Origin of the sequence: Okeania sp. SIO2F4 (genome assembly GCF_010672385.1) — a bacterium.
In the GTDB taxonomy this organism is placed as follows: domain Bacteria; phylum Cyanobacteriota; class Cyanobacteriia; order Cyanobacteriales; family Microcoleaceae; genus Trichodesmium.
On record NZ_JAAHGT010000304.1, the window covers coordinates 1 to 3,396 of the forward strand.

The following is a 3,396-nucleotide window of genomic DNA, read 5'->3' on the forward strand; positions in this document are numbered from 1 at the left end:
TAGGTTGGGTTGAGGGACGTTTGCGGAGCATTTCCAGCAGAAAAACCCAACATAATATCATTATTTTTTTTCTGGAATTTTTGGTGCATCTAAACTCAAAAATATTCAAATTATGTAGAGGAACGAAACCCAACATAATATTATTCTCAATGTTTTTGTTGAGTTTCACTTCGTTCTACCCAACCTACAATTATCCTTAAATTATGTAGGTTTGGTTGAGGAACGAAACCCAACATAATATTATTCTCAATGTTTTTGTTGAGTTTCACTTCGTTCTACCCAACCTACAATTATCCTTAAATTATGCAGGTTTGGTTGAGGAACAAAACCCAACATAATATCGTTATTTTTTTCTGGGATTTTTGGTGCATCTAAACTCAAAAATATTCAAATTATGTAGAGGGAAAAAACCAAATATTTTCCAATGTTTTTGTTGTGTTTTACTTCGTTCTACCCAACCTACAATTATCCTTAAATTATTTAGTTTTGATTGAGGAACAAAACCCAACATAATATTATTGCTTCTCAATGTTTTTGTTGTGTTTCACTTCGTTCTACCCAACCTACAATTATCCTTAAATTATGCAGGTTTGGTTGAGGAACAAAACCCAACATTTTCTAAATTTGGCGCTAAAGCGCAACTACAAACAAGAATAATTTTTCCAGGAGTTAATTTATGGTTTTACCTTTTATTATTGGCGCATTAGGTTTAGCAGTAGGAGCTATTGCAGGAGCTTTTACTACTCATGCAGTAGGAGAAAAAGATAGACAAGCAGCAAAATATCACCGCAAAATTGCTAATGAATTATCTGAAAAATATGCAGCATTGGAGCAAAGATATTATGAATTAGCTGATAAAAGTCAAAAGCAAATTCAAGATTTAATCCGACAAAAAGCTTTAGACGAAGTGGAGAAAGATTGTCTACGTTTGGCGTTAAGATTACAGCAACATCTAATTTTACTAATGGCAGATATTGATAGAGAACCTTCAATTCCTGCTTTACAAAGTTTTCGAGAAGCAGTAGATGTTACTAACGAAGTTCTCTGTGAAGTCAACGAAGAATTAATTCTTATTTCCAGTTATTATTATGCTCGAAATAAAGTTTTGGCGATTCAACAGCAACAGCTTGTTAATTCCCAGAATCAACAATTTATTTCCTCTCGTTTTGACATAAATTCTAGGAGAAGATTCAATGGAAAATAATTATCTAACTTCCGATTCTGCAAAAGTCATAGAACTGGCAAAACAAGGAAATGCTGAAGCAGTTAGGGAGATGCTAGACTACTTACTTATAACTGATGGAATGAAAACCAAAAGTTTTTTCAATCAGGGAGTTTTAGAAGTTATTGTTAAAGGGAAAAAAATTCCTACCCCAGACAAACTTATTCAGCGAATTAGGCAAATTATTGAGCATTTGCAACTCAAATTAATCAGCAAAGTCAAGATTTATGCTCAAGATGAAATTACGAAATCTTTGATTTGGCATCAAGAATTTGAACCGCTGCAGAAAATCGTTTCACCTAATCATCAACCCCTAGAATTAAATTATCAACAACCACCTACCATGAACCAAAATTATCAAAATATGTTCTCTCAAAATTTTCAACAACTACACAACAGAATTAATCAAACTGGAAGTAAAATTTTACAATTCCTGCAAGAATTTCGGCGGGGTAAACTCACAGAGGGAGATAAGACTCAAGGATTAGAAGCTGTTGAAAATAATCTCGTTCAAACTCTACAAAATTTGCAAGAGCAAAAGTATCAAGTAGCAGTAGTCGCAGCTATGAAAGCTGGTAAAAGTACATTTCTTAATGCTGTAATTGGGGCGGATATTTTAGCTAGTGAAAATGCAGCTTGTACTATTTGTCGAACCGATATTAAACATATTTCTCATGGGGCAACTCCCAGACTTTTAGAATATCGCGAACTTAAGGATCAACCTGTAATTTTAGTTGCAGGAAGTGCAGGAGAAATTCAACAGAAATTTTTAGAACGTACCAGAGAAATTCGGGAAAAAAATAATCCCGATAAAACAATCAGATTTGAAGTGGAACATCCCATAGAAGCTATTAGTCAAATTCCCTCATTAGCAGGTTTTTCTCTACTCGACACTCCCGGTCCGAATGAGTGGGAGTCGGCTAATTTTAATACTGTAAAATTAAAGCAAACTGCATTAGAAGCTTTGCGAACTTGTAACGCAATTCTATTTATTCTAGATTACACTTCCTACAAAGATAATGCTGTTTCTGACTTATTCAAGGAAGTTGTAGAAAATCGTCAGGAAATACTATCTAAAAATGCAGGTAAGGTTTACTTTATCCTGAACAAAGTTGATTTAAAAGGAGAAAGAGACCGAGAAATTCCTGAAGTTATTAATGAATTAAAAGGAGAGTTAAGTAGTTTTGGTTTTTCTAATCCAGAAATTTATCCTGCTAGTTCTCGACAGGGACTTTTAGCCAAATTAATTAATAGTGGTAAAGCAACCGCAGGTCAAATTGAGGATTTTCAAAAGTTCTTCAGTTCCCAATATTCTCAAAAAAATGAAGATGGTTATTTAATTACACCACCTGCTCATAAAATTGCTTCTCAAGCATTAATAGGTAGTGGAATTCCAGAAATAGAAAAAATGGTAATTCAGACTATTACTCAAAATTCTGGAGTGAATCTTTTAGAGGATGTTTTGGCAAGGCTGGAAAAAGTAGTTAACGGGATTGAGGATAGTTTCAATACTCAAATTCAAGGATGGGAAATTGAACTGGAAACTCTGAAACAAAACGTTCAAGAATATGCGGAAAAAGCTGATAATGCTAATCAGCAGGTTTTAGAAGTAAAAAAGTTAGTTAAGCAACAGGAAAAAAAATTAATTGAAAGGTTTGGGCAAGAATTACAATTATTTGCTACGGATGCTAAAGAGCAGATAAAAACAGAAATTGAACAGTTGGCTAATTCAATATCTGACAAGTCAAAATCTGAGGAACAAACTAAGTCAAAGGGTGGTTTACTCAAAGCAATTTTTAAAAGATTCGATAATTTTTTCAATCAAGTCAAGCAACAGGAGTCAAAAAATTTTTATAAAGTCCGATTTAAGGAAGAGAAAGATGCTGAAAAGTTGATAAAAACAGTCAATGAATACTGCTCCCCTCATATTCAGAATTTGTGGGTAGATGTGCAAGATAAAATGATTCGGGAAGGAACCACAATTCGGGAAAATTTAGCAACAGAAATACAAACAAAAATTCAAGTAATATCTAATCAACTTTCTACCTACCTGGGCGAATCTTTGCGAATAGAGTTAAACATTAATCCGATTATTATTCCTCATCTCAATTTTGAAGGAATGATTGATGAGAAGGTGGATAAAATTCTGGAGAGAATCAAATATATAGAACAAA

Annotated in this window: 3 protein-coding genes; 2 read left to right on the forward strand and 1 reads right to left on the reverse strand. The window is 33.5% G+C overall.

Annotated elements, in window-relative coordinates:
* Window positions 1-246 precede the first annotated feature (246 nt).
* Window positions 247-381, reverse strand: coding sequence for a hypothetical protein (locus F6K22_RS19315; protein WP_293101295.1), 135 nt, complete (start codon window positions 379-381; stop codon window positions 247-249).
* 295 nt (window positions 382-676) lie between these two features.
* Between F6K22_RS19315 and F6K22_RS19320 the strand changes: the two genes are divergently transcribed.
* Window positions 677-1,204, forward strand: a complete 528-nt coding sequence (locus F6K22_RS19320; RefSeq protein ID WP_293101298.1) for a BAR domain-containing protein — start codon at window positions 677-679, stop codon at window positions 1,202-1,204.
* A partial coding sequence (locus F6K22_RS19325) for a dynamin family protein (RefSeq protein WP_293101300.1) occupies window positions 1,194-3,396 on the forward strand: 2,203 nt, incomplete at its 3' end. The genes F6K22_RS19320 and F6K22_RS19325, both read left to right, overlap by 11 nt.

What these genes read in the sequence shown, in the direction of transcription:
- F6K22_RS19320 (WP_293101298.1), top strand. Translation starts at nt 677, where the DNA reads ATGGTTTTACCTTTTATTATTGGCGCATTAGGTTTAGCAGTAGGAGCT.